This window comes from Pseudomonas sp. ok266 (assembly GCF_900110195.1).
GTDB classification, from domain to species: domain Bacteria; phylum Pseudomonadota; class Gammaproteobacteria; order Pseudomonadales; family Pseudomonadaceae; genus Aquipseudomonas; species Aquipseudomonas neuropathica.
The window spans coordinates 16,636-38,543 of sequence record NZ_FOCU01000010.1 but is presented as its reverse complement, the minus strand read 5'-3'; the positions used below and the strand labels follow the sequence as shown (position 1 = coordinate 38,543).

Genomic DNA, 21,908 nt, shown 5'->3' with positions numbered 1-21,908 from the left:
AAACAAGGTACATTTACGCCCATCAAGCACGATCAGCAGTGCCGGAATGGAGCGACCAGGCCGGCTTGAAAGGGAGTTGGGGTTATGGACAAAAAGTCGCTTTCCGAGCGGGACATCTGCAGCAAGTACATCGCCCCTGCTGTTCAACAAGCTGGGTGGGACATGCACAAGCAGGTGCGCGAGGAAGTCAGCTTTACTAAAGGCCGCATTATCGTCCGGGGCAAACTTCACAGCCGTGGCGAAGCACGCCGTGCAGACTTCATCCTCTACCACCAGGCCAACCTGCCTATCGCTGTAATCGAGGCGAAGGACAACAAGCACTCCGTTGGCTCCGGCATGCAGCAAGCCCTGGGTTATGCAGAGGCGCTGGACGTACCGTTCGTGTTCTCCAGCAATGGAGATGGCTTCTTGTTTCACGACCGCAGTCGCACAGGCAGCCAGGTAGAAACCGAACTCACCCTTGATCAATTCCCCAGCCCTGCCGAACTTTGGCACCGCTACTGCCAGTGGAAGGGGCTGGATACAACAGCCCAACACAAGATCGAAGCGCCCTACTACGACGACGGCTCCGGGCGCATGCCGCGCTATTACCAGATGAATGCCATCAACCGCACCGTCGAGGCTGTGGCGCGCGGCCAAGACCGTATCCTGCTGGTGATGGCTACGGGCACCGGCAAGACATACACAGCCTTCCAAATCATCTGGCGGCTGTGGAAATCGAAACAGAAGAAACGCATCCTGTTTCTGGCTGACCGCAACATCCTGGTCGACCAGACCAAGAACAACGACTTCAAGCCCTTCGGCCAGGCGATGACCAAAATCGCCAAACGCCAGATCGATACCTCCTACGAGATCTACCTGTCGCTCTATCAGGCCGTCACCGGCACTGATGAAGAGATGAACATCTACAAGCAGTTCTCCCGCGACTTTTTCGACCTGATCGTGATCGACGAATGCCACCGTGGCAGCGCCTCCGAGGATTCCGCCTGGCGCGAAATCCTTGATTACTTCTCCAGCGCCACCCATGTCGGCCTCACCGCCACACCGAAGGAGACCAAAGAGGTATCGAGCATCACTTACTTTGGTGAGCCAATTTACAGCTACACCTTGAAGCAAGGCATCGAAGACGGCTTCCTCGCTCCCTACAAAGTAGTGCGCATCGATTTCGATAAAGACCTCCAAGGCTGGCGACCACCGAAAGGCATGCTCGATAAGAACGGCGAGCTGATCGAAGACCGTATCTACAACCTCAAGGACATGGATCGCACCCTAGTGATTGAGGCGCGCACCCAACTGGTGGCGCAAAAAGTTACCGAGCTACTCAAGGCCACCGATCCGTTTCAGAAAACCATCGTTTTCTGCGACGACATCAACCACGCCGAGCGCATGCGCCAAGCCCTGGTTAACCTCAACCCTGAGCGCGTGGCCGAGAATCGCAAATACGTCATGCGTATCACCGGCGATGACCAGGAGGGCAAGGCCGAGCTGGACAACTTCATCAACCCGGAAGAGCGCTACCCGGTGATTGCCACCACCAGCAAGCTGATGACCACCGGCGTCGATGCTCAGACCTGCAAGCTGATCGTGCTCGACCAGCACATCAAATCAATGACAGAGTTCAAACAAATCATCGGTCGCGGCACTCGCATCAACGAAGACTACGGCAAGTACTGGTTCACCATCATGGACTTTAAAAAAGCTACCGAGCTATTTGCCGACCCGGCCTTCGATGGTGATCCAGTAGTTATCTTCGCCCCCGACGCTAATGACTCGCCCGTGCCGCCAGACGATCCGCAGGGAGATGAAGACGGCATCATCGCAGGCGGCGACAACGACGGGGATGGACTGGAGTTTACCGGCGAGGAGGATGGTAAAAAACGCATCAAGTACGTGATCGACACCGTCCCGATTTACGTCGTCGCCGAACGCGTGCAGTACTACGGCCCGGATGGTCGACTCATCACTGAATCGCTCCACGACTACACCCGCACCTGTGTAAAAAAGCAGTTCACCTCGCTGGACGACTTCCTACGTCGCTGGAGTGATGCCGAGCAAAAGAAAGTCATCATTGAGGAAATGGCCGTTCAGGGTGTGATGTGGGAGGCCTTGGCCGAAGAAGTGGAAAAGAAGCAGGGTAAACCGCTCGATCCGTTCGATCTGATCTGCCATGTCGCCTTCGATCAGCCCGCCCTGTCACGCCGCGAGCGAGCCGAGCAGGTGAAAAAGCGCAACTATTTCGCCAAGTATTCCGGCGCCGCCCGCCAAGTGTTGGAGGCGTTGCTGGATAAATATGCTGATACCGGTATCGAGCATATCGAGGACATCAAAATCCTCCAGCTTGACCCTTTCAGCCAGTTCGGTGCGCCCATGGAATTGGTCAAAGCCTTCGGCGGCAAGGCTGGCTACAACCAGGCCATCCACGAGCTGGAAGACGAACTTTACGCCAGTTGACGGCCAACCACCGACTACCTGTCAAAGCAGTTGTCCACACTATCCTGTAGAATTTCGCCCCCCTTGCGGTATGCATTGAGAGAACTTCATGTCCATTAGCTCCACCATCAAGTCCATTCAGGACATCATGCGCAAAGACGTTGGCGTAGACGGCGACGCCCAGCGTATCGGCCAGCTCGTTTGGCTGCTATTCCTGAAAATCTTTGATGACCGCGAGCTGGAGTGGGAGCTGATGGACGACACCTATCGTTCGCCCATTCCCGACAGTTGCCGCTGGCGTACCTGGGCAGCCGATCCGGAAGGCATGACCGGCGATGCGCTGAAGGACTTTATCGACAATAACTTGTTCCCCCAGTTGCAGAACCTTCATGAGTACAGCAACACGCCGTCGGCCTTTGTGGTGCGCAGCGTGTTTGAAGACGCGTACAACTACATGAAATCCGGGCAGCTGCTGCGGCAGGTAATCAATAAGATTCAGGAAGGCGTGGACTTCAACAAGGCTCAGGAGCGTCACGAGTTCGGCAACCTCTATGAGCAACTGCTGCGCGACCTACAGAATGCAGGCAACGCTGGCGAGTTCTACACCCCGCGCCCAGTCACCGAATTTATGGTGCGCATGGTCGATCCTAAGCTGGACGAAAAGGTTATGGATCCGGCCTGCGGGACAGGCGGCTTCCTAACTTGTACCATCGAGCACAAGCGGAGCCGCTATGTAGAAACCGCCGAAGACGAACGCACCCTGCAGGCCAGCATATTTGGTGTGGAGAAAAAGCCACTGCCCCACCTGCTGGCAACCACCAATATGATCCTGCATGGCATCGAGGTGCCTAGCCAGATCCGCCATGACAACACCCTCAGCAAACCGCTGATCAGTTGGGGACCGAGTGAGCGCGTGCACTGCATCGTCGCCAATCCACCGTTCGGCGGTATGGAAGAAGATGGCATCGAAACCAACTTTCCCGCGGCCTTTCGCACCCGAGAAACTGCCGACCTATTTCTGGTGCTGATCATGCAGCTGCTCAAGCACGGTGGTCGCGCTGCCGTGGTGCTGCCCGATGGCTTTCTGTTTGGCGAAGGCATCAAAAGCCGCATCAAAGAAAAGCTGCTGACTGAGTGCAATTTGCACACCATCGTTCGACTACCTAACGGCGTGTTCAGCCCCTACACCGGCATCAAGACCAACCTACTTTTCTTTACAAAGGGGACACCGACCAAACAGGTGTGGTTCTACGAGCACCAATACCCAACAGGTGTGAAGAACTACTCCAAGACCCGCCCCATGCGCATCGAAGAGTTCACTGTGGAGGAAGCTTGGTGGGGTAAAGAGGCCGACGGCTTCGCAGCGCGGGAAGAAAACAAATTTGCCTGGAAGGTCAGCGTCAAAGATCTACAAGCGCGCAACTGGAACCTGGACTGCAAAAACCCGCATATCGACGAGCAGATCAGCCACAACCCCGTCGAGTTGCTACGTGACTACGCCACGCTGCAAGGCGAAATCAGCGACCTGCGCGATCAACTCAAGGCCGTGCTGGCTGAAGCTCTGGAGCGCCAAATATGACGGCGTTGCTCACCGATAACCTGCCGCTGCTAGCCGGTGCGCCCAATGGTATCAAGAAGCTGCGTGAGTTGATTCTGGAACTGGCGGTGCGCGGCAAGCTGGTGCCGCAAGACCCGAATGATGAGCCGGCCAGTGAGTTACTTATGCGCATAGCCGAGGAAAAGGCGCGGCTGGTCGCGGAGGGAAAGATCAAAAAGCAGAAGGCGTTGGCGGAGATTGCTGAAGAAAAAATGCCGTTTGACTTGCCTGTGGGATGGTGTTGGACCTCCCTAAACCAGATCGCAGCTATGCGAGGTGGCAGTACACCATCGATGTCAAAACCAGGGTTTTGGAATGGTGACATTCCTTGGGTTTCCCCTAAGGACATGCATGATGGTGACATCACAGGTAGTGAGCTAAAGGTCACACAATTAGCACTGGAAAAGACCAGCCTGGAGTTAGTGCCACTTGGCTCTATTTTGTTAGTGGGCCGAAGCGGCATCCTAAAACGAAAGCTACCCGCTCAAATAACCGCAGTGCCTTGCACGATCAACCAAGACTTAAAAGCGATTTCACCATTCCAACCTCAGCCATCAAACTATGTGCAGCTTTTGCTGCGTGGCACTGAGCGCGTCATCTTGAAGGAAGATGTCAAACAAGGAACTACGGTCCAGAGCCTTATTTACGAAAAGCTCTTCGCTAGACCATTTGGTTTACCGCCCCTCGCCGAACAGCACCGCATCATTGCCAAAGTCGATGAGCTGATGGCCCTGTGCGACCGCCTGGAAGCCCAACAAGCCGACGGCGAAAGCGCCCATGCCCAACTGGTGCAGACGCTGCTCGACAGTCTTACCCAAGCCGGCGACGCCAACGGGTTCGCCACTAACTGGCAGCGCTTGGCCGAACACTTCCACACCCTGTTCACCACAGAACCGAGCATCGACGCCCTCAAACAAACGCTGTTGCAACTAGCCGTGATGGGCAAACTGGTGCCGCAAAACTTAAGCGATGAGCCTGCCAGTGAATTACTTAAGCGAATTGCCGAGGAAAAGATGCGGTTGGTCGCTGCCGGCAAGTTGAGAAACCAGAAACAGCAGGCGGAGATTGGTGATACCGAGAAATCATTTGAGCTACCTGCCGGTTGGGTGTGGCAGCGATTCGCTGATTTTGCGCTGGATGTATCAACGGGCCCATTTGGATCGTTAATACATCAATCGGATTATGTAGATGGCGGTGTTCCCTTGGTAAACCCGTCACATATGATCGATGGTCTCATAGTGGCCGACCACTCCGTATCTCTTTCTCCCGAAATGGCTGCAACTCTTGACTCTTATCGTTTAAACGCTGGAGATATGGTGATGGCCCGCCGCGGGGAAGTTGGACGGGTAGCGCTAGTTACTGAGACCGAGGACGGCTGGCTCTGTGGCACAGGTAGCTTTGTGCTTCGTTTCACGCAAGAAGTCTCAAGAGCGTATGTCTGGACTCTGTTCAGGTGTAATTCGGTTCGTACCTATCTGGCTGGGGCGGCCGTAGGTACGACCATGGTGAACTTGAATCACGGTATTCTTCTGAAAATGCCAATTGCGGTTCCTCCCTTGGCAGAACAACACCGCATCGTCGCCAAACTCGATCAGCTCATGAGCCTCTGCGGCCAACTCGAAAACTGCTTAAAGCAAGCCCGACAGCTGAAGGTACAATTGGCCAGCACCCTGGTCGAGCACGCCCATTCCGACGATGCCCAGCAGGCTCCCGTTGCCACGGAACAAAAAGCTGCTCGAACCCTGCTCGCCGCTGAAGTCACTCACAGGCTTCACGCCCAGCGCACCTTTGGCCAGCGCAAACTGCAGAAGGTGGTTTACCTAGCCGAGCATGCAGCTAGGCTCACTACGATTCAAGGCAGTTACTTACGCAACGTGGCTGGCCCTCATGATCGCCAACTGATGAACCAGATCGAGGGTGAGTTGCAAAACCATCAGTGGTACGAATGCATTGAGCGAGAGACCGTTGGCCATGCCTACCGCCCGCTTTCGCAGGCGGGACAACATCGCCAGGCGTACACCGGCGCTTGGTCAGCCACTGAGCGAGCCACCATTGAGCAAATCATTGAGCTGATGCGGGACTGGGATACGGATCGCTGCGAGATGACAGTGACCCTCTACGCCGCATGGAACGACTTTATTCTCGAAGGCCGCCCGGTTACCGATGAAGCCATCGTGGACGAAGTCACGCATCGCTGGAACGACACCAAGCTGCGCTTTGGCAAACCCAAATGGTTGGCGGTACTCGCAGAGATGAAGAAGCAAAAAATCTTAACGCCCACAGGTTTTGGCAAACGTACCACAGGCGGCATACTTAGCTTGCCCGGTTTCGAGTAACAAATACCTTTTGGCCGTGCTCTGCAAGATATGGTTACAATGCATGCGGCCTATTCCAATTCCTCGCGGTATTCCAATTGGTATCCCAAAGAAATTTACAAACTCACATTAGTCAATTAAATCAAATATCTAAGAAACTAATTCAGATTACCCCGGCCCACCAAATAAGCAATACAAAAAGGCACTCAGCGTTTATCGCGAGTGCCTTTTTTGTGCCTGCCAGAGCCGTTGCGGGTAGGTAAAATGCTAGCGTTATGATTACTCTCGCAGCTACGCCAGACTTCGTTTCCCCCTGTCACAGCAATCGATTTACTCTCCCGCGAAATAATCACTGTCCAGCTGTTTCACCTCGTAAACCTGCTTAACGCTGACGCCCAAATTGTTCTCCACCATTAGCCGCGCCAGCTCAACGCCATCAATCAGCACAACTTTGATATCCAATCCAAGCGCGGCAGTGCGGGCTCCATCGGAGAACTCCGAGGTGGTGATAAACACCCCCTTGCGTGCACGCTGGCGAGTCAGTGCGCCGATAAATTTGTCGATCTCCGGACGATGTACCGTGTTGGCCCAGCGTTTTGCCTGAAGGTAGATCACGTCAAGGCCAAGCTTGTCTTCTTTGATGATGCCGTCGATACCGTCATCATTGGTCGCCTGGGTCGCTTTTCCGGCCTCCTTGCGCGAACCGCCGTAACCCATAGAGATCATCAGATCGACCACCAACTGTTCGAAGAAGCTGGGGGTGGCCGACCGGACTTGCGCCAGCAGTTCCTCTACGAGGGATTGCATCAACGCCTGATGCGCATCGGCCAACTGTTCGTCTGGTGTAATTTCGGCAATATCAACACTCAGCATGGCGGGTGCGTCAACAGATTGAGGCTTGGCCGTATGGAAATCCGCAAACTCGGGAAACTGCTTTAACCAGCTCACCGTGATTCGCTGCGGCCCCTTGGCCAAAGCATCGAGACCGCGTGGGGTGATCTGCACCATGCCCTTGGATGGAATGCAGAGCAGCCCCGCCTTGTTCAAATAAGTGCGAGCCCAGCCTACGCGATTGTTAATCACCGTCTGATGACCGGAAGGCAGGCGTTCCTTACGTTCGTCCTCGGTCAGTTGAAACTGATCCGCCACCAGCTCACGCAACTCATTGAGCGGCAGCGACTCACCGTTTTGAACGGTGCTCAGCACTGGACGCATCACGCTTTGAAAATCCGGAATTGCCACAATTACTCCCTATCCCTGCTCGCGACTTTCTAGTCGCCGCGCACGCCGCTGTCATCGAGGGCTGCGGCTGTCTTCAGCATCTTCAAAATCACCAGTGCAAACGCCCGGCTCTTCGTTTCGTTATCCAGCACTTCCAGCGAGAGCTTCTCATGGTCGGTCATAGCATCCAGCACGGTGTCGAGGACGCGCTTGGGAAACAGGCCGTGCATCACTTGATCAACCGAATGGTTGTTCACCTGGGCCATCACATCTTCCTGGCGGCTGATGCGCTGGGCAATGCCAGTGAGAAACTGCAGTTGATCGTCATCGCTAACTTCAGCACCGAAGATATCGTTCAATGCATCAATGATTTCCGACAAGCGCTTCTTCTCTGGGTCATGAGGCTTCCCGCTGCCCACATCACTGCCAGGTTTGAGAGTGTACTCGCCAGTTTCCTCATGCAGGCGAAGCTGGTGTTCGGCGCGCTTACTCAGGCGGTAGTGGCTCAACTGCAACTCGCCCACATCGACGTCGTCTTGTAGCAGGCGATCTACACGCAAGAGCGGATGCAGGTGCTTTGCGTACACACACAACTGCTCCAGCTCACGATCCTCGTAAGGCACGATCTGCGAAAGAAACTCGTACAGGCGCACAAAGCCTTGCAGGTTCTTGCGGAAAAGGTCGAGCTGATCAACCTGCTCACCGGCTTCTTTCAGCGCGTGCTCGGCTTTTTTCAAGCCGACGCTATCCCCAGTGGTTTCGGCGATCCGTTTGTAATCCAACGCTTGCTGGCGTGACTCCAGCGAGAAGGCATAACGCTTGGCAAAACGTTCTTTGGCCGGCGTACAGTAATAACTGAGCTTGCTGGCTTGCGCCTTGGGGTCGAAGAAAGCCAAGGCAAATGCTTCAACCTCTTGCCAGTGATAGATGCCCTCGGCATCCAGCTTCTTCTGCAAGTCGTAGATGATCTGTGGGTCAGTTACATCGGTCAGTTCTGCCTTGGTGTAGTACGGCAAGAAGGCATCGAGAATGTCCTGTGGCTCGTTGAAGAAGTCGAGGATGAAGGTTTCCTTGGCGTCACCAAAAGTGCGGTTCAAACGCGAAAGGGTTTGCACGCAGTCCACGCCTTGCAGTTTCTTGTCTACGTACATGGCGCACAGCTTGGGTTGATCGAAGCCCGTCTGATACTTGTTGGCCGCGATCATCACGTTGAAGTCTTGGGTGTCGAAAGCGTCCGCTAGGTCGCGGCCATTCAGGCCGGAGTTGAGCAGACTGCTGTTTTCCGTCACCTCTTCGGGGATTACCTCATCTGGTAACACGCTTCCGGAAAACGCCACTAGCGGGTGTACATCGCTGTAGCCCATCTGCTGCACATAAGCTTTCAATGCCAACTGATAACGCACTGCTTCCTGACGACCGCTGGTGACGACCATGGCCTTGGCTTGACCATTGAGCAGACCGCGGATATTGGCGCGGAAGTGCTCGACGATCACCTCGACTTTCTGGCTGATGTTGTATGGGTGTAAACGCACCCAGCGTGCCAGCTTGATGCGCGCCTTCTTGCTGTCCACCTCGTCGTCTTCGCCATCCGGGTGGGCGATCTTCCAAGCGGTGCTGTAGGTGGTGTAGTTGCGTAGCACGTCGAGGATAAAACCTTCCTCGATGGCCTGGCGCATGGAGTACAGGTGAAACGCCTCCGGCTTGTTACTGGCACTGGCTGGCATTGTCAGGTCAACCGGGCGACCGAACAGTTCCAAAGTCTTGGCTTTGGGCGTTGCGGTGAAAGCGTAGTAGCTGATGCGCTCGTTGGGTTGGCGCGCCTGTACGGCAGCGTCCAACAACTCTTCGGCGCTGATTTCTTCAGCCGCCAAAACATCACTGCCCAAGATCTGTTTCAGCTTGCTGGCAGACGTTCCCGTTTGCGAGGAATGCGCTTCGTCAGCAATCACCGCATAGCGCCCGCTTGCCAGCTTGGGATATTTGTCTAAAGCATCGAATAGCGCCGGAAAGGTCTGAATGGTGACGATGATGATACGTGTCTGCTCAGCCAGCGCCTCTGCCAGTTGTTCGGACTTACTCTGGTTGCCGACATCACGGCTGATCGGTTTAACCACGCCCTGAGCGTGTTCGAACTGATAGATGGTGTTTTGCAACTGGCTGTCCAGCACCGTTCGGTCGGTCACCACGATCACCGAATTGAACAGACGTTGACCAGCACCGTCGTACAGCGAGGCCAATTGGTGTGCAGTCCAAGCAATAGAATTGGATTTGCCCGAACCGGCGCTGTGCTGAATCAAGTAACGCTTGCCCGGCCCTTCCGTGCGGGTGGCGCTAATCAGCTTATTGACCACTTCCCATTGGTGGTATCGCGGGAAGATCATCGTCTCTTTGGTCACCGGCGTACCATCGAAGCCTTCGCTGGTTTTCTTATCCAAGTGCAGGAAGCGCCCCAGTACTTTAAGCCACGCATCCGGCTGCAACAGGCGCTCCCAAAGGTAGCTGGTTGAGTATTGGCTGTCTTCTTCAGGCATAGGGTTGCCCGCACCGCCTTCTTCACTGCCGAGGTTGAACGGTAAAAAGAAGGTGTCCTTACCTGCCAATTTGGTGGTCATCGCCACTTCGTTCTGGCCCACGGCAAAGTGCACCAACGCGCCGCGCTTAAAGGACAGCAGTGGTTCAGGTTTGCGCGTTAGCGGGTCTTTTACTGGGCGGTCATTACGGTACTGGCGCTTGGCGTTTTCCACCGACTGCTTGAACTCGCTTTTCAGCTCGAGCGTGGCGGTGGGGATGCCGTTGACGAACAGCACCAGATCTAGGCGTGGGTCGTAACTCTGCCCGCCCTTGCCGTCAACACGCGCATGCGGTGAATAAGACACCTCCGGCACTACGCGCAAACGGTTGAATTGGTAGCGTTTGAGGGTATCCGGGTTCATGCCGTGGTCGGGCTGGAAGCTGCATAGTTCCACCTTCACAGCCGGCATTTTGAAGCCATGGCGCAGCACATCAAGAGTGCCGCTTTGCTCTAGCTCGCGTACCAATTTCTGTACTAGCAAATCATCTGGGTTATTCGGGTTGGCCTTGGAGAACTTGACCCATCGTTCCGGCCAGGCATCCTTGAAGTAACCCAGCACATCTGCGGTATACAGCGCGGTGCGACGGTCGTATCCGCTGGTGGTGCCGACTAGCCAGCCTTGAGCTGCCAAGGCGTCGATGATGTCCTGTTGGAATTGCGCCTCCTTGCTGTCCGCCATTACACAGCCTCTCGTTCTAACTCAGGGGAAAATACCCTGGCAGGTGGTTGCCAGTTGCGTACGTCGATTTTACCAGTGACGGCGGCAGAAATTAGCGCGGACCGGCGCTCCTTAAGCAGTCTCATCGAGCTGCTTGCCTCCTCCATAAGCTCCTCGAAGACTTGTGACTGCTGTTCTATAAATATGGCCAGCGCTGTTTGCTCGCTTAACGGCGGTTCAAACATCCAAAATTCGATGGCATCTGCAATGTTGAACTGCTTTTGGGCCGCGCCATATTGGACGACCTCCACCTGCTGCCTAACTAGACGACTGTTCATTACAGCGCATAGCCATCGTGAGTCAAAAGCTCCCCGTTTAACTAGCATTACCGAAGCACAATTCCCCCCTGCACATTCAGGCGGAACAACAGCAGTTAAGCCCGGATACCCTACTCGCATGGTTACGATGTCACCTGCCTCCAACATCGTTTTTCGGTTTCTTGCACTATCTTCAGGCGAAATTTTTCTTGCCTTTTCGACGTCAATGAAACCTTCTTTCACCTCTCCGCCGTATAAGAACGGCAAGCCCTCATCAGCGACGTACTCACTCGGATTAACAACGATCCCTACTGTGATAAAGGGCGATATATTTTTTAGTCGTCTTTTTTTCCAATGCGCCGGCACCTCTTTTAGCCACTCCACTCCAGAGTCTTTCATTGGTACTGTGGGATTGAGGCCCTTGGTTACGGCGTGAGAGATCATGGCCTGGCTCTTTTCCTTGAGCAGTCCGATCAAACGTTGCTGCTCTTCGATCAGCGCGTCGATGCGCGCGGTTTCATGGTCGAGGAAACGGGCAATTTGGGTTTGCTCTGCGTATGGGGGTTCCGGGACTGTGAACCGACTCAACTCATCGCCAGAAATCTCAAGGAAGGTTGAGCCTCTTCCACGATTGTTCAACTCGTCTTTCGCTGCTAGCAGAACAAATGCGAAATAGGCTGCAGATGTAGTCGGCTTAGGTACTAACCCCTTGCAGCCCTGATTCGTACACATATTAATCATTGCAATCGCAAGTGAACCGATTGGCGCTCTTGTGGAGAGAATCAAGCTGCCAGCTGGAAGCAGGGCAGTACCACAGGAAGCAAGTCCTGCAGCTGTGATAGTTCTTTTAGATGACTGAAGGTAGAGTGAAGACAGTCCACTCAAATCTGCCGGGGTTACCCATGCAATATCGCCATCCCAATTAGCCTCATCGGGCGGCGGAGTGGAGCCGCCTTCGATCTTAAACACTCTTTTTAGCGGGCTTTCCGACCAATGATCAGGGATAACGCCAATCCACTCATTGCCAGAATATTGGTATATCGGATACGCAGGAAAACTCATGCCGACAACCCCTCAATCATCCGCTTGATGCGGTCGGTGCAGGCTTTCAGATCTTGATCAATTTCTGCCAACGGGCGTGGTGTCTGGAATACGTAGAAATGGCGATTAAACGGAACCTCGAACCCCACGATACCTACATCGCCGTCCTGCGCATCGGTCTTACCCTCGTCGATCCAGGCATCCGGAACATGAGGGATGACTTCACGCTGGAAGTACTCGTACACCGATTCGCGCAGCGGCACGTTCTCGTTGTCACGCAGGCCAGCGTCCGCTTCCGGCTGCCCCTTGGTCATGCAGATATCCGCCTCGGGGTCACGCTCGCCCAAAGAATTGAGCAATGCTTTCAGCTCCGGCGCGCTGAGGCTGACGTTGTGTGCGGTCAAGGCTTTATTCAACAGTTTGGTGAATTGCTCGCGGTTGCGGTGCAGCTCACTCGCATCCATGGTTTGTAGAGCCGCCGTCAGTTGCTGCTGAGCGTCGCTGTCGAGCTTCTGAATAGCCTTTTCTTCCAGCACTTTGGCGATGCGTTCGGCGCTAGTTTGGAAGTTCAAACGTAGCGGGCGTTCAACGGTGATGCGGCGATAGCCAAAGGCGTCGATGGGGAAGATCTTGCTTTGCGCAGTTGCCTCGAAACTGCCATAAAGGCGTACCAGCTCGTTGATTTGATCGTCGGTGATGTACTGGCGTTTGCTACCCAGCGACTTGCGCATTTTAGCGTAGTGCTGGCTGCCGTCGATCAACTGCACTTTGCCTTGGCGTATAGCTGCCTTGTGATTGCTGAGTATCCACACATATGTCGCAATGCCGGTGTTGTAGAACATGTCGGTCGGCAGAGCGACGATGGCTTCGACCAGATCGTTCTGCAGCAGGTAGCGGCGAATTTCCGACTCACCCGAACCCGCACCGCCAGTGAAAAGCGGCGAACCGTTGAGGATGATGCCGATTCTCGAGCCACCGTCGCGTGGGTCTCGCATCTTGCTAACCAAATGGAGAAGGAACAGCAGCGAACCATCAGAGACGCGTGGCAGGCCAGGGCCGAAGCGACCGTCGAAGCCTTTGTGGCTGTGTTCGTCAGTGATCTGTTTTTGTACCTTCTTCCACTCCACGCCGAACGGCGGGTTGCTGAGCATGAAATCGAAGTGCTTACCAGCCAACTGATCATTGGACAGAGTGTTGCCGAGCTTGATGCTGGCCACGTCTTGCCCCTTGATTAGCATATCTGCTTTGCAAATGGCATAGGACTCGGGGTTCAGTTCTTGGCCATGGAGTGACACGCTGACCCTCTCACTGATGGACTGGATGTACTCATCGCCCTCGGACAGGAACCCCCCGGTACCAGCAGTTGGATCGTAGATGGTGACAATGCTATTAGCCGCGAGCTTATGATCCTGATCAGTAATCACCAACGAGGTTGTAAGGTGAACGATATCGCGCGGGGTGAAGTGCTCCCCTGCAGTTTCGTTAGAGCTTTCCGCAAACCTGCGAATGAGCTCTTCGAAGATGATGCCCATGCCGAAGTTGCTGATGAACTCGGGACTCAGATCAGTGGCGGCGAAACGCTGCACCACCTGATACAACAGGTTGGCACTTTCCAATTGCTGAACGAAATCCTCGAAGTGAAAGTGCTCGAAAATCTCACGGGCGTCCTTACTGAACGCTTGCACGTAGTTCATCAGATCAGCTGCAGTCTGTGTTGCGGACAGCGTATTGAGGGTCAGCGTCGAGGCATTGAAAAACTGCTGTCCTGCTGTGCGCAGTAGAATCATCTCGCGCACTTGATCCGGCCGGCCTTCTTGCGCGAAGGTCTGCTTGATCACCGCATCCTTGGTCGGAGCGAGTACGCACTCCATGCGACGTAGCAAGGTGAATGGCAAGATGATCCGACCGTATTGCGATTGTTTAAAGTCACCGCGCAGCAGATCGGCAATGGACCATAAAAACGCAGCCGTCTGGGAATGATTTTCCGTGTTCACGCAATAACTCCTTGGAGTATGGGCAAAACCGCAAGTCTAACACCTGAGGGTGCTCATCCGGAGCGTGCGCTTTAGGTTGTGAACTCTCGCCAAGCCGGAGTTCACTTTTGGGCGGTTTCGCCAGTGTTGAGAGCTAGCCATAGGCAGCTTCACTGCCAGCAATGTTACAAAGCGTGTTGGTCAGATTGATTGCAAACAGGTGATCACGTGACGTGCAGCATTCCAATCGGTATTCCAGCAAAAAACAAAAATCGTTATTAACTTTAAAAGTCAATAACCTACCAATTCAATTACCCCGGCCCACCAACTCTCAACGACAAAGCCCGCCAAGTGCGGGCTTTGTCGCATCTCGCCATCCCATCCAGCCCCTACCGCCAAAACCAATCCCTCCCCACACCTCAATGCTCATGCCGATGATGCACATCCGGAAAATGCGCATGGCTATGCCGCATCGGCGTATGCACATGCGGATGACTGTGCGGCTCCCTACCATCCCATTCAAACCCGTGCGTATGCTGATGATGCTCGTCGTGGGTGTGGCGATGATCATGCTCGAGCAGTTCGTGCTGATGCTCATGACTATGGTTTTCCATCAGATGAATCCATACCCCCACGGCCATTAACGCTGCGGCGAGCAGGAACATCAGCGATACCGACTCGCCCAGCAGCAGAATCGATATCGCTGCGCCCAGAAACGGCGCGGTGGAAAAGTATGCGCCGGTGCGTGCACTGCCCAGCCCGCGCAGGGCGAGGACGAACATCACCAAGCTGACGCCGTAGCCGAGAAATCCGACCAGCAGGATGGGCACCAGCGTGGTGGCCGCAGGCATTTGCGTGCCGATGAGCAAGGCCAAGCCGCAGTTGACCAGACCGGCGACCAGGCCTTTGCTGCCGGCGATGAACAGTGCGTCCGAGGCAGAGACTTTGCGCGTGAGGTTATTGTCGATGGCCCAGCAAAAGCAGGCGAAGGCGACGGCCAGCGGGCCTGTCCAGTCCTGCGCCGACACGGTCTCTTGCGGCCAGGACAACACGACACCGCCGGCCACGATGGCGAGCATGCCGATCACGATTCGCCGATCGGCATTTTCCTTGAACACTAGCCACGCCAGCAGTGCCGTGAGCACTGATTCCAGATTGAGCATCAGTGACGCGCTCGCGCCGGACGTTCTGGTCAAACCGAACATCAATGCCACTGGCGCCAGCACACCGCCGAAGCCGATGGCTCCGACCAGCCACGGCCATTCGCCGGCTCCGAGTCCGGAACGCTGCCAGCCTCGATCGCGGGCAAAACGCAGGACGGTCAAACCCAGCCCGCTGCCCAGATAGAGCAACCCGGCCAATAGAATCGGTGAAATCTGTACGCCCAACAGCTTGGCGAGTGGTGTACTGGCGCCAAACAATGCTGCCGCAACCAAAGCGTAGAGAACGCTCACATTCATGACGGGATCACTCGCTCGGGCTGATGAAATATTGGCGACAATCATGGCAGAACTCAGGTGAGTTTTATGTGAACCGTTCCCTGAAGGATCCCCTCCCCTTCAAGCACACACCCATCCAGCAACATTTGATCCGCGCAATCCAGGGCGCAGGGGCGACACAGCCTCTATGTTGCGAACATCGAGATGGGGATTGTCACCGGACTCAAGCCAGCGGATAAACCCCAAAAGCACTTCTACACTCACAGCGCCCCTTCCGCCGGACCGAGCCCCCAATGACCTCTCTCAAAGACCGCATGCAACAAGGCAAGGACGCCCGCAAGCAGTGCTCGCGCAGCGCTCAGGCATCCACCGGCAAAATGAACCGTGACCCGATTCCGTTGATCAAGGCCTCCAGCCAGGGCCGCGTCGCGTCGCTGGTCGAACTGCGTTACGGGCGCATGCTGGTGTCGCCGTTCACGTTCTTTCGCGGCAATGCCTTGTTGCAGGCGCACGATTTGTCGGGCACGGCGAACATGGGCCTGAACTTGCCCATCTGTGGTGACTGCCACCTGATGAATTTCGGCGGTTTCGCCACGCCTGAGCGTAATTTGCTGTTCAGCGTCAACGATTTCGACGAAGCGCATCCCGGACCGTGGGAGTGGGATCTCAAGCGTCTCGCGGCGAGTTTCGTGGTGGCCGCCCGTGACTTGCGCCACGGCGAATCGGTCGAGGAACAGGTGTGCCGTGAAATGGTCGGTGCCTATCAGACCACGCTGCTGGAGTGCGCCGAGCAGAGCGTGCTGGAAAACTGGTACGAGTCGATCAGCTACAACGACCTGCTGGCGCAGGCACGCAAAAGTACCCTTGAACATGTGGAGCGCGCCATCGAGAAGGCCGAACGGCGCACACACGCCGAGCTGCTGCCGAAAATCAGTGAGCGCGATGCCCACGGGCGTCTGATCATTCGCGATGACCTGCCGGAAATTTTTCACCTGCACAAAAACACCACGCTGCTGGATGCCGAGGATGACTGGCTGCGGCTCGCGGACTGGCGGCCGCTCTTCGACACGTTCATGCGCGAGTATCGCAGCACGTTGCAACCCGACCGCCGCGAGTTGTTGTCGCGGTTTCACGTGCAGGATCTGGCGTTCAAAGTGGTGGGCGTCGGCAGTGTCGGCACGCGTTGTCTGGTGGCGCTGCTGACCGACGATCAGGAGTTCCCGCTGTTCCTGCAATTCAAGGAAGCCCGGCGTTCGGTGCTCGCCGACTACGTCAAAAGCAAAGCGCGGGTGCGCCATGAAGGGCAGCGCGTGGTCGAGGGGCAGCGCCTGATGCAGGCGGCCAGTGACTTGTTTCTGGGCTGGACGACCGGCCCCAGCGGTCGGCAATTCTACGTGCGGCAATTACGCGACATGAAGATCTCCGCCGAACTGGAAAACTTCGATGCTGAAACCTTTGCTGCCTACGGTCGCGTTTGCGGCCGCGCCCTCGCCCGGGCACATGCCAAGGCCTCCGGTCTCGCTGCGCAGATCAGCGGTTACATCGGCAAAGGCGATGCGCTGGCGGATGCGCTGTTGAAGTACGCGCAACATTACACCGCGCAAAACGAACGTGATTTCGAACGCTTCCAGACGGCCTGTCGCAAGGGGCAGTTGCGCGCGCGGTCAGAGGCTGACTTTGCTGCTGATCACCTGCCTTGAAATGACGTCCGTGATCACCGTGATTGCCATTGGTTTTGCCGCCACGCCCTCCTTCCCACATCGAACGTCCTAGGAAAATTCCCGCAACACGCGTCGACTTTGATGAACTGGTGCACAGTTCCTCAGGGCGTTACGCTCCACGACCACTGCCATCCAGCGGACGGTTTGGCAGCCGCAATTGCAGTGAATGTTCACTCCACGGAGCTACGTCATGAAGAAAATCCCCCGCCTTTCGCTGGTTGGCCCGGCACCGTCCGATGCGCCAGCGTCCAGCACCCAACCGCAATCGAATACCAGCGCACGCAGCGAAGCGCACAAGCGGCGCCGTAGCATCCCGCTCAATCAGCTCATCAAGGTGCGCGACGATGTCGACACCCTGACCCTGCTCACCCACGCCAGTGAGATCCTCGATTCCCTCGCGGCCATCAGCGCAACCTTTGCCGATGAGTTCGACGGCTCGAAACGTCATGTGGCGGTGGCCATGAAGCAATTGAGCGCACTGGCCGAGATCCTGATTTGTCGGGCACGGGACAATCTGGATCCGCAGAAACCGCTGAACACTACCGGGCCTGAAACCCGCCATTGACGGGCGAAACCCCGGCGCTCGGTTGCGCATCGGACTGCATTGGCGCCGCCCATCGAGATGAATTTTTCTTCACTGCAGCTGCGCGGCCAACCCTTGTACAGTCCGCTCGCTCATTCAAGAAACTACGGTTCGCCCGCGCTCCTGCGGGCTTTTTTTTGCCTGAAACAAAGCCCCTGCGTCGCAACGACTTGCCGTAACCCGGCGGATTGCGCGACTCTGCCGGAAGATCCCCCATTCCGGAGCGCCCGATGCCGCTGTTGACCCTGCCCTGCCAACGCCTGACGCTCGCGATACTTGCACCGGAGCAGGCCGAGCTTGAAAGCGAGTTCTACCGACGCAACCTGCGCCACCTGGCGCCATGGTCGCCGATCCGCACCACTGAATATTTTTCCACCGAGCAAATTCGCCGACGCCTTGAAATACAGGCCAGCGCATTCGAGGCCGGGCTGGCCATGCATTTCGCGCTGCTGACCCCGGACGGCCAGCAGATGATCGGCGCCTGCAACTTCAGCGGCATCATTCGTGGTGCCTTTCAGGCGTGTTATCTGGGTTATCACATCGACGAGGCCCAACAGGGTCAAGGTTTGATGCAGGAAGCGCTGAAGGCTGGCATCGCTTACATGTTCGATACCCAGAACCTGCACCGGATCATGGCCAACTACATTCCCGGCAACGAACGCAGTGCGCGCTTGCTGGAGCGCCTGGGCTTCGAACGTGAGGGTTACGCCAAGGCGTATCTGAATATTGCCGGGCGCTGGCAGGATCACGTGCTGACGGCGCGGGTCAATTCAAGGTTCGAGACACCGGAAAAGCGCTGGTCGAAACCTTTGGCGTGAGTTTCACAATTTGTTAAGGATTGCCGTCGTATGCTCAGGCCTCCCGCCCCTTTCGGTTACCTGAACCCTATGTCGCGTGCCGTCACTTCGCTGTTTCTGCTTGCCGCCCTGCTGTTTTTCTTCGCACTGGGCAACCATCAATTGCAAGGTTCCACCGAGGCCCGCGTCGCCGGCATCGCTATGGAGATGCACCTGGACGACGACTGGGTGACACCTCGTTTGTTCGGCGAACCGTTTCTGGAAAAACCACCGCTGAGCCTGTGGCTGGATGCTGGCGCCATGCGTGTGTTCGGTGTTTCACCGTGGGCCGTGCGGCTGGCGTCGGCCGTTGCCGGGTTGCTCAGCGTGATGCTGCTGTACGGCATGTTGCGGCGTTTCGAGCGGCCGAAAATGATTGCCTGGACCGCAGGCATTCTGCTCGCGACCATGGCCAGTTATTGGAGCAATGTGCGCGGCGTCGGCGAGGATGCATTACTCGCCCTCGGCGTGACCACGGCGCTGCTGGCCTTTTATCAGGCGCAGCGGGCCTCGACTCTGGGCAACTCGCTGCTGTTTGTCGTCGGGATCGCCATCGCCACGTTGAGCAAAGGTGTGCTGGGGCTGGCGATGCCGGGAGTGGTGATTTTTGCTTATCTGCTGGCTGACAACCTGATGGACAAGCGCCTGAAACTCGCGGACTGGCTGCGACCGGGTTTCCTGACCCTGCTCGGTTTGATTCCGCTGCTGATCTGGCTCGTCATCCTCTTCCAGCACGGCGGCGCACAAGCCGTCAAAGAAGTGCTGCTGACCAACAGCGTCGGGCGCTTCAGCGGTTCGTTCGTCGAGGCCGGGCACTACGAACCGTTCTACTACTACCTCGCCAAACTGCCGGAAGCCTTTCTGCCGTGGAACATTCTGGTGTACCTGGGGCTCTGGCATTTCCGCAAACAACTGAAGGCCAACCGTTACCTGCTGTTTTTCAGCCTGTGGATCGTGGCGCAGTTCATCATGCTGACGTTGGCGTCGAGCAAACGCACGGTGTACCTGATGTCGATGACACCGGCCGCCGCGGTGATCGCAGCGGAGTATGCGGGCGTGCTGTTCGAGCGCTTGAAACTGTACGAATCAGGCAATGGATTCGTAGGCCGAATCGCCAGGCAGCGTCAGACACTGGCAGTCGGTGTGCTCACGCTGGTGATCGGCAGTTACCTCGCCGCCGCGCAGTGGGCGTTGCCTCATGCCGACAAAAAGCTTTCGTTCCTGCCGTTGAGTGCAGAGATTCAGACGCTGCAAACCGCCGGGCATCAAGTCGCACTGTTTCAGGCCAACGAGCGGCTCGGTGGCGCCACGGTCTTCTATACCCAGCAAGTGCTCAAAGGGCTGGATACCGAAGCGCAGTTGCGAGATTTCCTCACGGCCTCGCCCTCGCATGTCGTGGTGATGGCTGGTGACAGTGAGCCCGCGCCGCCACTGAAAGTGCTCAAAGCCATGATGGTCGGGAGCCAGGCGTATTACTTCGTCGGCTATTGAGACCTGCGCAGCCGCATAAAAAAACCCGCCGGTGATTGGCGGGTTTTTCATTTGATCCGAACGGGTTCAGAGAGAAACCTCTGGCTGAGCACTGAAAGCTTTCTGCTCACGCTTGCTCAGCACCGGCACATCCAGCCGTGCCCGCCCGTAGAAAGCCAGCGCCGTCAGCAAACACGCCAGCCAGACGAAGATTCCGGCCCAGAAGGTGTGGGACATGTAGTGCCAGCCCTGCAGGACGCGGGTGGTGCCGTAAACCAATCCCAGCAGCAGCGAACCCCACAAGATGGCACTGGAAAACCGCCATTGATAGCGCCGCGCCACGAAATACAGCGCCAGCATGGTGAAGCCACCCGACGCATGACCACCTGGCCAGCACCGGCCACTGCCGGCTTCGTGGAACAGTTGAAAATTGCTGTACCACTCAATGTGGGCCATTTTCCCGCCGTACAGCGTGGTCTCGATCGGGCAGTAAACGCTGGTGTGGGATTTGAGGAAGTGAATCACCCCGGTGCAAACCGCAAATGCGACCACCACAAACAGAAAATCCCTACGGTGATCAGCGGCAAATCGCAGCACTGGCGCGATTTTACTGCGCTCCAGCATCGCACCAAGGCGCGGACGTTTCTGCGGATTGACCAATGGCCAGACCACCGATAGCAGCGCGCCGATCAGGGCGATTTCCGCCGTCCAGTTGGGAATGATCCGCGCCCATTTGTGCGTGAGCTTTTCAAAGAAGTGGATTTTGTCGAGCGGGAAGCTCTGGGTCAGCGGATCGAACAGCAGGTTGCTGAAGGCGATGTCGATGTTGGTCATGTCGAACATCAGGAACACCAGCGCCGCACAAGCGAGCGGAATACCAAAGTTGTAAGCGTAGAAGCGGGATTTCATCGGGTATTCACCGTGCGCCAGTCGGAGGCTTCAATAAAGCCGAGCATCTTGGGAGCCGCCGGGCTGGCAGCGGAAACAAACAATGACGAGCCGTAACCCATGTCCGAGGCCGAAACTTTGAGGTCTTTCTCGATTTGCGCCATGCACTCGCTGTGGGTCACCAGAATCAGGTTGCGCCCCGGGATCTTGTGGGCCAGCGCATCCTGCAACATGCGCCCCCGGCAGTTGATCAACCAGTCGTCGCCGCTGGCGGCATGATTGAACATGTAGCCGGCCGTCTGCACCGTGCGCATCGACGGGCTGTTATAGATGTCGGCGTTGTTCAGGCCCAGTTGTTCGAACCGGGCACCAACCGCCACCGCGACACTGCGCGAGCGATCGGTGATGCCGTCATTGCCACTCAGGCACGCGGCTTTGGAGTGATCGCAACGCTCGACATGACGCACCAGCACGATCATCTCGCCCTTGGCCCAACCTGTCGCCAACGCTTGCGCACCGGCGACATTGCCGTGGGCCAGGTCCGGCACCGCCGCCGGCGCCAGCAACCACAGGGTCAGTGGGATCACCAATACCGATGCCGCCAACACCACCCAAGTGTTGCGAAAACGCGCCAAAAAGCTCAAATCGATCGAGCGTTTGACGCCGAACAGACTCAGTCTCAATTCCACAAAAACCGCCTCGCCACTGTGCATCTCGGGTTCATTCGATGCGGCGAAGGTACAGAGGCGCGCGTGGGCAACCAGTGAAACCCATGTGAAAAAAGTCTTGGGATCCGTTGTTACAAACTCCGTAGGACAAAATCCTTTCAGCTCTGGGAAATGCGGCC

Annotated in this window: 14 protein-coding genes; 7 read left to right on the top strand and 7 right to left on the bottom strand. The window is 56.3% G+C overall.

Annotation, left to right across the window (positions count from 1 at the left end; translation table 11 throughout):
* The first annotated feature begins 84 nt into the window (after positions 1-84).
* From hsdR to BMY54_RS19100, 3 genes are all read left to right on the top strand, one after another.
* Positions 85-2,451 (top strand): EcoAI/FtnUII family type I restriction enzme subunit R, encoded by a 2,367-nt coding sequence (gene hsdR, locus BMY54_RS19110; RefSeq protein WP_093435645.1) that lies wholly within the window; start codon positions 85-87, stop codon positions 2,449-2,451.
* An 88-nt stretch (positions 2,452-2,539) separates the two neighbouring features.
* Entirely contained in the window at positions 2,540-4,009 is a 1,470-nt protein-coding gene (locus tag BMY54_RS19105) for a type I restriction-modification system subunit M (RefSeq protein ID WP_093435641.1), read from the top strand.
* Complete coding sequence (locus BMY54_RS19100; RefSeq protein ID WP_093435637.1) at positions 4,006-6,363, top strand: restriction endonuclease subunit S; 2,358 nt, start codon at positions 4,006-4,008, stop codon at positions 6,361-6,363. Before BMY54_RS19105 ends, BMY54_RS19100 begins: the two co-directional genes overlap by 4 nt.
* Before the next feature lie 309 nt (positions 6,364-6,672).
* On the opposite strand, the gene BMY54_RS19095 is transcribed toward BMY54_RS19100, so the two are convergent.
* The 5 genes from BMY54_RS19095 to BMY54_RS19075 all read right to left on the bottom strand — a co-directional run bounded on the left by BMY54_RS19095 (position 6,673) and on the right by BMY54_RS19075 (position 15,584).
* Positions 6,673-7,584 (bottom strand): restriction endonuclease, encoded by a 912-nt coding sequence (locus tag BMY54_RS19095; RefSeq protein WP_093435632.1) that lies wholly within the window; start codon positions 7,582-7,584, stop codon positions 6,673-6,675.
* A 29-nt stretch (positions 7,585-7,613) separates the two neighbouring features.
* On the bottom strand, positions 7,614-10,814 hold the full coding sequence (locus tag BMY54_RS19090; protein WP_093435629.1) for a type I restriction endonuclease subunit R: 3,201 nt from the start codon (positions 10,812-10,814) through the stop codon (positions 7,614-7,616).
* Positions 10,814-12,172, bottom strand: coding sequence for a restriction endonuclease subunit S (locus BMY54_RS19085; protein ID WP_093435625.1), 1,359 nt, complete (start codon positions 12,170-12,172; stop codon positions 10,814-10,816). Before BMY54_RS19085 ends, BMY54_RS19090 begins: the two co-directional genes overlap by 1 nt.
* Positions 12,169-14,145 (bottom strand): type I restriction-modification system subunit M, encoded by a 1,977-nt coding sequence (locus tag BMY54_RS19080; protein WP_093435621.1) that lies wholly within the window; start codon positions 14,143-14,145, stop codon positions 12,169-12,171. The genes BMY54_RS19085 and BMY54_RS19080 overlap by 4 nt, the downstream gene beginning before the upstream one ends.
* A 398-nt stretch (positions 14,146-14,543) precedes the next feature.
* Positions 14,544-15,584, bottom strand: coding sequence for a DMT family transporter (locus BMY54_RS19075; protein ID WP_093435617.1), 1,041 nt, complete (start codon positions 15,582-15,584; stop codon positions 14,544-14,546).
* 272 nt (positions 15,585-15,856) lie between these two features.
* Here BMY54_RS19075 and BMY54_RS19070 point away from each other — a divergent pair, with 272 nt between their 5' ends.
* The 4 genes from BMY54_RS19070 (at position 15,857) to BMY54_RS19055 (ending at position 20,194) form a co-directional block, all read left to right on the top strand.
* The gene (locus BMY54_RS19070) at positions 15,857-17,263 is read left to right on the top strand and encodes a DUF2252 domain-containing protein (RefSeq protein WP_093435613.1); all 1,407 of its coding nucleotides are present in this window, start codon (positions 15,857-15,859) and stop codon (positions 17,261-17,263) included.
* A gap of 211 nt (positions 17,264-17,474) precedes the next feature.
* Entirely contained in the window at positions 17,475-17,849 is a 375-nt protein-coding gene (locus tag BMY54_RS19065) for a DUF6124 family protein (protein WP_093435609.1), read from the top strand.
* Between the two features lie 248 nt (positions 17,850-18,097).
* Positions 18,098-18,685 (top strand): ribosomal protein S5-alanine N-acetyltransferase, encoded by a 588-nt coding sequence (rimJ, locus tag BMY54_RS19060; RefSeq protein WP_093435604.1) that lies wholly within the window; start codon positions 18,098-18,100, stop codon positions 18,683-18,685.
* A gap of 30 nt (positions 18,686-18,715) precedes the next feature.
* The gene (locus BMY54_RS19055; RefSeq protein WP_371914444.1) at positions 18,716-20,194 is read left to right on the top strand and encodes an ArnT family glycosyltransferase; all 1,479 of its coding nucleotides are present in this window, start codon (positions 18,716-18,718) and stop codon (positions 20,192-20,194) included.
* A gap of 66 nt (positions 20,195-20,260) precedes the next feature.
* Here the strand turns inward: BMY54_RS19055 and BMY54_RS19050 are convergent, their stop codons facing one another.
* On the bottom strand, positions 20,261-21,082 hold the full coding sequence (locus BMY54_RS19050; protein WP_093435596.1) for a phosphatase PAP2 family protein: 822 nt from the start codon (positions 21,080-21,082) through the stop codon (positions 20,261-20,263).
* Positions 21,079-21,750, bottom strand: a complete 672-nt coding sequence (locus BMY54_RS19045; protein WP_175559634.1) for a lipopolysaccharide core heptose(II)-phosphate phosphatase PmrG — start codon at positions 21,748-21,750, stop codon at positions 21,079-21,081. Before BMY54_RS19045 ends, BMY54_RS19050 begins: the two co-directional genes overlap by 4 nt.
* Between the last annotated feature and the right edge of the window lie 158 nt (positions 21,751-21,908).

Excerpts from the sequence above, each read along its gene's own strand:
- hsdR (WP_093435645.1), top strand. The coding sequence starts at position 85 with ATGGACAAAAAGTCGCTTTCCGAGCGGGACATCTGCAGCAAGTACATC.
- BMY54_RS19105 (WP_093435641.1), top strand. The coding sequence starts at position 2,540 with ATGTCCATTAGCTCCACCATCAAGTCCATTCAGGACATCATGCGCAAA.
- BMY54_RS19100 (WP_093435637.1), top strand. The coding sequence starts at position 4,006 with ATGACGGCGTTGCTCACCGATAACCTGCCGCTGCTAGCCGGTGCGCCC.
- BMY54_RS19090 (WP_093435629.1), bottom strand. The coding sequence starts at position 10,814 with ATGGCGGACAGCAAGGAGGCGCAATTCCAACAGGACATCATCGACGCC.
- BMY54_RS19085 (WP_093435625.1), bottom strand. The coding sequence starts at position 12,172 with ATGAGTTTTCCTGCGTATCCGATATACCAATATTCTGGCAATGAGTGG.
- BMY54_RS19075 (WP_093435617.1), bottom strand. The coding sequence starts at position 15,584 with ATGAATGTGAGCGTTCTCTACGCTTTGGTTGCGGCAGCATTGTTTGGC.
- BMY54_RS19070 (WP_093435613.1), top strand. The coding sequence starts at position 15,857 with ATGACCTCTCTCAAAGACCGCATGCAACAAGGCAAGGACGCCCGCAAG.
- BMY54_RS19065 (WP_093435609.1), top strand. The coding sequence starts at position 17,475 with ATGAAGAAAATCCCCCGCCTTTCGCTGGTTGGCCCGGCACCGTCCGAT.
- rimJ (WP_093435604.1), top strand. The coding sequence starts at position 18,098 with ATGCCGCTGTTGACCCTGCCCTGCCAACGCCTGACGCTCGCGATACTT.
- BMY54_RS19055 (WP_371914444.1), top strand. The coding sequence starts at position 18,716 with ATGCTCAGGCCTCCCGCCCCTTTCGGTTACCTGAACCCTATGTCGCGT.
- BMY54_RS19050 (WP_093435596.1), bottom strand. The coding sequence starts at position 21,082 with ATGAAATCCCGCTTCTACGCTTACAACTTTGGTATTCCGCTCGCTTGT.